The 5,932-nt window shown below is 74.3% G+C and carries 3 protein-coding genes and 1 pseudogene; 1 reads left to right on the top strand and 3 read right to left on the bottom strand.

The window, feature by feature from the left end:
• The 3 genes and pseudogenes from JNW91_RS32795 to JNW91_RS28790 all read right to left on the bottom strand — a co-directional run.
• A pseudogene (locus JNW91_RS32795) lies at positions 1-273 on the bottom strand (nitrate- and nitrite sensing domain-containing protein); the annotation flags it as partial.
• 168 nt (positions 274-441) lie between these two features.
• Positions 442-2,118 carry a nitrate- and nitrite sensing domain-containing protein gene (locus tag JNW91_RS28795; RefSeq protein ID WP_238425887.1) on the bottom strand — a complete coding sequence of 559 codons (1,677 nt, stop codon included), beginning with the start codon at positions 2,116-2,118 and terminating at the stop codon, positions 442-444.
• Positions 2,119-2,333: 215 nt separating this feature from the next.
• The gene (locus tag JNW91_RS28790) at positions 2,334-3,746 is read right to left on the bottom strand and encodes an FGGY family carbohydrate kinase (protein WP_203178633.1); all 1,413 of its coding nucleotides are present in this window, start codon (positions 3,744-3,746) and stop codon (positions 2,334-2,336) included.
• Positions 3,747-3,952: 206 nt separating this feature from the next.
• Here JNW91_RS28790 and JNW91_RS28785 point away from each other — a divergent pair, with 206 nt between their 5' ends.
• Positions 3,953-5,875: an anthranilate synthase family protein gene (locus JNW91_RS28785; protein ID WP_203178631.1), complete on the top strand. Its 1,923-nt coding sequence runs from the start codon at positions 3,953-3,955 to the stop codon at positions 5,873-5,875.
• Positions 5,876-5,932: the final 57 nt, after the last annotated feature.

Below are 5,932 nucleotides of genomic sequence, written 5' to 3'. Positions count from 1 at the left end.
GCCGCCCCCCGGCACCCGCCGGGGGCGGCCGGGGCGAGCACGTCCTCGGCTCGTACCGGGCACCGGCCGGGCCTGACGTGGTACGGCGTTCACCGGCGGACGACCGGCCACCGGCAGATCCAGCGACGCCACACCCGGCGTCTGGTCCGTCCGCGCAGTCGCCGGCTGCCGCTGCCCGCCCACGCCCCGGGTGGCGCTCGCGGCCAACATCCGGGCCGGCGCCGGCGGATCCACCTCCACCCCGCTCGCCGGCGCCAGCAGCGCGGCCGGCAACGCGAGCCGGGCGACCAGGCCGTCCTGCCCCCCCGTCGAGTCGCACCCGCACGCCCAGACGGGCGGCCAGGTGGCTCACCACGAACAGACCCATCCGCTCGACCGCCGCCACGTCCGCGGCCGGCGGGCTGGCCAGCACCTCGTTCGCCTCGGCCAGCGCCGCTGGGCTCATGCCCAGGCCACGGTCCACGATCTCGACCAGCGCACCGGATGCCTCAAGCCGCACGTCCACCACGACCAGGGTGTCCGGGCGGAGAACGCGGTGGCGTTCTCCAACACCTCGGCCAACATGTGCACCAGCTCACCCACGGCGTGCCCGACCACGTACACGTCGCCCACCGGCTCGATCCGGACCCGCTGGTACTGCTCGATCTCGGCGGCGGCGGCGAGCAGCACCGCGCCCAGGCCGACCGGCCGGTTCCACCGGCGGGTGGAATCGGTGCCGGCCAACACCAGCAGGCTCTCGTCGTTACGGCGCATACGAGCGGCCAGGTGGTCCAGTTTGAACAGGTTCTCCAGCTGGTCCGGGTCGCTCTCCTCGCGCTCCAGGTCGTCCAGCAGCTCCAGCTGGCGTTCCACCAGCACCTGGCTGCGCCGGGCCAGGTTGACGAACATCGCGTTGACGTTGCGCCGCATCATGGCCTGCTCCACGGCGACCGTGACGGCGCTGCGGTGCACCGCGACGAACGCCTCGGCCAGCTCGCCGATCTCGTCGAGCGAACGGACCACCGCCGGGGCGACCTCGATGGGCGACACCCCGCCGGTGACGGTCCGCAGCCGGTCCAGCGCGTCCGGCAGCTCCACCTGCGCGATCCGCAACGCCTGGCTGCGCAGCAGCCGCATCGACCGGGCGACCGACCGACCGACGAGCAGTGAGATCAACAGGGCGACCAACAGCACCGCGACGATCCCGCCGACCACCAGCAGGGTGGTCCGCAGCTGCCCGGAGCTGGCGTCGTCGGCCTGCCGCACGGCGTCGTCCAGCACCCCGGCCTCGACCTGCCGCAGCAGCTCCTGGCGCTGTTGACTGGCCGACCACCACTGCTCCGCGGGCAGCACCTCGGGCGCGGCGTTCCCGGCCGGAAGACTGCGCTCCTCCAACTGGGTGGCGACCACGAACGTCGGATCCACCGAGGTCTCGTCGTACCGGCGGATCTGGTCGGTGGTGGCGGCCACCCGGAACGCGCCGAGGGCGGTCAACTGCTGGGCGCGCAGGTCGGCGAGGAGCACCCGGTCCTCGGTGCCGTACCTGCCGGCGCGGGCGGCGCCGTACAACTGGGACCGGACCCGGGAGGACAGCTCCTTGACCCGCGCCAGTTGCACGTAGCGCAGCACCGCGTCGCTCAACGCCGCCTGGTCCTGCCCCGGTGTGGGCTCGGCGAGCAGGTCGAGCAACGCGCCCACGGCGCGGTGGTAGTTGCTCAGGATGGTGTCGTTGCTGAGCACCGCCGGCGGGATCGCCGGACGGATGTCGATCACCTGGTCGTACGCCTCCTGCGCCTCGGAGAACGCCACCCGCCAGGACGCGTCGGCGTCGGCCAGCGGCTGGGCCGCCCGACTCAGGTCGGCCATCGCCCGGTCCGCGGCCGCCTGCAACGGCTTCAGCGTGCTGGCCGCGGCGTCCCGGTCGGCGCCTCGGCGCAGCTCGCCCAGCTCCCCCGCCGTACGGTCCCGCTCCTGCTGGAGCTGGTGCACCGCCGCGGTGATCTGCCGGCCGATGCCGACCTGCCGGGCGAAGTCGTTCAACGCCGTCGTCCGTCCCACCAGGGCGCTGGTCTGCACGCCGGCGAGCACCAGGAACGCCACCGACGGCACCACCAGCACGGTGGCCAGTTTGGTGCTCATCCGCCAGTCCCGCAGTCGGAACGGGGACCGACGTCGATGGGGAACGACCCGGACGTCGAAGCGACGCCGGCGATGGTTCGACACCGTGCCGTTCGCCGGGTCGGGACCTGCCGCCACCCTGCCTCCTCGTCCTACCGCGTCCACCGCGGTCCGGGGAGCGCAGTCCATCCAACCAGGCTCGGGAGCGCTGTCAACGGCCCGAACGGAACGGAAGTTCAGGAAGGATACTGCGGGTGGGAACGTCCTGCCGTCGTCGGTAACACCAGCTCGTCCGTCCGGCCGATGTCGGCGAGCTCCACCGCGTCTCCGAACCGGCCCAGCGCCACCAACGCCGCCCCGGTGGCACCGATCTCCGGGTTGCGTTGGTGCGACACCGGTCGCGGCGCGAGCGCGGTGGCGAACGCCTGCCGCCACCACACCGAGGCGGCCACCGCGCCCCCGCCGAGCACCACTGCGACCGGCTTGTCGACCGTGGACTCCAGCACGGCCAGGTCGTCGGCGACCAGCCCGCACAGCCCCTGCATCAGTCCAGCCAGGATGTCGACGGCGGTGGTGCTGAAGCTGAGCCCGCCCAGTTCGCCGGAGCCCGCCGGGGCCAGCCCGGGCGCCCGGTCGCCGCCGAAGCGGGGGTCGGCCGGTCGACCGCCACCCGCCGGCACCAGCGCCAGCGCCGCGTCCAGTTCCGCGCCCCGGGGCAGCCGCAGCTCCCGGTCGGCCCAGGCGAACAGGTTGCCGCCGCTGGAGTAGGCCGCACCGGTCACCACGTGGTCGTGGTCGACCCGGTAGCGCCAGAGCTGTTCGGGCAGCCGGGGCAGCGGCTCACCGGCGGGGATCCGCTGCATCAGTCGTACCGCCGCGGAGGTGCCCACGGTGACCGCGGCCCGGCTCGGGTCGACGCAGCCCGACCCGACGTTCGAGGCCGCGCCGTCGCCCACCGGCGGTGACCACCGTGCGCGCGCCAGCTGCGGCCAGCGTCGGGCCTGCTCGGGCCGCAGGCGGCCGTGCCAGTCCAGCTCGCCCAGGGGTGGCAGGTCCTGCGGTCGCGCCCCGGCCAGCGCCAGGGCCTCCTCGTCCCAGCGCATGCTGCCCAGGTCCAGCAGGCCGGTGCCGGAGGCCTGGGAGACCGACATGGGCACCGCCTCCAGCAGCTGGCCCAGCACGTACTCGGGCAGGCCGACGAACCGGGCGATCGGGGTGCCGGACTGCTCGCGCAGCCAGGGCAGCCGCACCGACCAGTACGAGCGGTGCCACCAGCACCCGGTGCGCTGGTGGAAGTCGTCCGCGTCGGCCGGCCCGGCTACCCCGTGGACCGGCGTCGGCCGGGTGTCCAGCCAGGTGACGACCGGGCCCAGCGGGGTGCCGTCGCGGTCCAGCGGAAGCACCGAGTGCCACTGGGCGGAGACCGCCACGAGGTCGACGTCGTGCAGGTGACCCCCGTCGGCCAGCTCGTCGAGGCACTCGATCAGGCAGGCCAGGTAGCCGGGACCGGACAGCGTGCCGGTGCCGTCGTCGCCGATGGCGAGGCTGACCTTCCGGCGCGCCAGGGCACCGGGCAGCGGCTGGGTGTCCGCGTCCAGCACCAGCCCGCGTACCGAGGAGGTGCCCAGGTCGAGCGCGAGAATGTTCATCGCCGGTCAAGTTACCCGGTGCCAACGCGCCCGCGGGCGCGTAGGGTGGATCACATGCTCGCGCATCCAACCTCCTGGTGGCCCGCCGACCCGGCGGCCACCCCCCGCGCGTAGCTCCATCCACGCGGCCGCCACCGAGGCGGCCGCCGGATCTCCGGCCCGGATGGCCGCCCCGACCGGCGGCGCCCGGCCCGACGGAGATTCCGATGACCCACCTGACCGACCTGCTCGCCGCCGTGACCCGCGGTGCCGATCCGGGCCCCTTCGCGCTGCTGCGCCGCGACGGCGCGGACGAGCTGGAGCTGTTCACCGGCCTCGTCGACACCGTCGACCGCCTGGCGGACATTCCGCTGCCGCAGGACACGCCCGGGGCGCGGACGCTGGCCCTGGTGCCGTTCCGGCAGATCGCCGAACGCGGCTTCGCCTGCGTCGACGACGGCGCCCCGCTGGAATGCCTCCAGATCCGCGAGCACCGGCGCATTCCCCTGGCCGACGTCCTGGCCGAACTGCCCGACGAGCCGGTCCGTGCCGTCGACGCGGCGTTCGACGTCACCGACGAGGAGTACGCGCAGATCGTGGGCCGGGTGCTGGCCGAGGAGATCGGGCACGGCGAGGGCGCCAACTTCGTCATCCACCGCACCCTGAACGCCACCGTGCAGGGCCCGCCGCTGGTGGCGGCGCTGGCCGCGCTGCGTCGGCTGCTGGTCGCCGAGCGCGGCGCGTACTGGACGTTCGTGGTGCACACCGGCACCCGGACGCTGGTCGGCGCGAGCCCGGAGCGGCACGTCAGCGTCGACGACGGGCTGGTGATGATGAACCCGATCAGCGGCACCTTCCGAGCCGCCGGTGGCGTACCGGACCGGGCGGCGCTGCTGCGCTTCCTCGCCGACCCCAAGGAGGTCGAGGAGCTGTACATGGTGCTCGACGAGGAGCTGAAGATGATGGCCACCGTGGCCGAGCACGGCGGCCAGGTGATCGGCCCGTACCTGAAGGAGATGTCCCACCTCGCGCACACCGAGTACCTGCTCGCCGGGCGCGGCACCCGCGACGTGCGGGAGGTGCTGCGCGAGACGATGTTCGCGCCGACCGTGACCGGAAGCCCCATGGAGAACGCCTGCCGGGTGATCGCCCGACACGAGGGTCGCGGCCGGGGCTACTACGCGGGCGTACTGGCCCTGCTCGGTCACGACGAGGCCGGCCGGCAGACGCTGGACGCGCCGATCCTGATCCGTACCGCCGAGATCTCCCCCACCGGCCGGCTGCGGGTGCCGGTCGGCGCCACCCTGGTCCGGCATTCGACGGCGGACGGCGAGGTGGCCGAGACGCACGCCAAGGCCGCCGGGGTGCTGGCCGCGCTCGGCCTCGGTCCGGCGGCGCCCGCCGGCGACGGCGGGCCGGTCACGCGGCTGGCCGACGACCCCGCGGTACGCGACGCGCTGGCCGCGCGTAACGCGCCGCTGGCACGGTTCTGGCTGGACCAGCGGGCACCGGACGCACCGGGCCTGCCCGGGCTGGTCGGCCGACGGGCGTTGATCGTGGACGCCGAGGACACCTTCACCGGCATGCTGGCCCACCAACTGGGCGCGTTGGGTCTGACGGTCACCCTGCGGCCGTGGCACGCCGGCGGCCCGGTCGACGACTACGACCTGGTGGTGGCCGGACCCGGACCGGGTGACCCGGGCAGCCCAAACGAGCCGAAGATGGTGGCGCTGCGCGAGCTGCTGACCGGACTGCTCGCGGACGGCCAACCGACCCTCGCGGTCTGCCTCGGCCATCAGGTGCTGGCCGGGCTGCTGGGGCTGCCTCTGCACCGCCGGGACGCGCCCTACCAGGGGTTGCAGCGGGAGGTGTCGCTGTTCGGTCGGGCCCGCCGGGTGGGCTTCTACTCGACGTTCACCGCCCGCGCCGGAGCGGATCGGCTGGACACCGCGTACGGGCCGGTCGAACTGGCCCGGGACGCGCGCGACGGGGCGGTGCACGCGCTGCGCGGGCAGGGCTTCGCCGGTGTGCAGTTCCACCCGGAGTCGGTGCTCAGCCCGGACGGCCTCACCGTCCTGACCGAACTGCTGGGCGACCTGCTGCCGGCGCCTCGGCCGGACGAGCTGCGCACTTCAGGCGGGCGGGCATAGTCACCCCCGCGGGCGGGTAGGGCTCTGGATGGATCGGCGGCGCGGACGGGCCGAGAG

Origin of the sequence: Micromonospora parastrephiae, assembly GCF_016802865.1 — a bacterium.
Taxonomy (GTDB): Bacteria; Actinomycetota; Actinomycetes; order Mycobacteriales; family Micromonosporaceae; genus Micromonospora; species Micromonospora parastrephiae.
This window is presented reverse-complemented; position numbering and strand designations above follow the sequence as displayed.

What these genes read in the sequence shown, in the direction of transcription:
- JNW91_RS28795 (WP_238425887.1), bottom strand. Translation starts at nt 2,118, where the DNA reads ATGAGCACCAAACTGGCCACCGTGCTGGTGGTGCCGTCGGTGGCGTTC.
- JNW91_RS28790 (WP_203178633.1), bottom strand. Translation starts at nt 3,746, where the DNA reads ATGAACATTCTCGCGCTCGACCTGGGCACCTCCTCGGTACGCGGGCTG.
- JNW91_RS28785 (WP_203178631.1), top strand. Translation starts at nt 3,953, where the DNA reads ATGACCCACCTGACCGACCTGCTCGCCGCCGTGACCCGCGGTGCCGAT.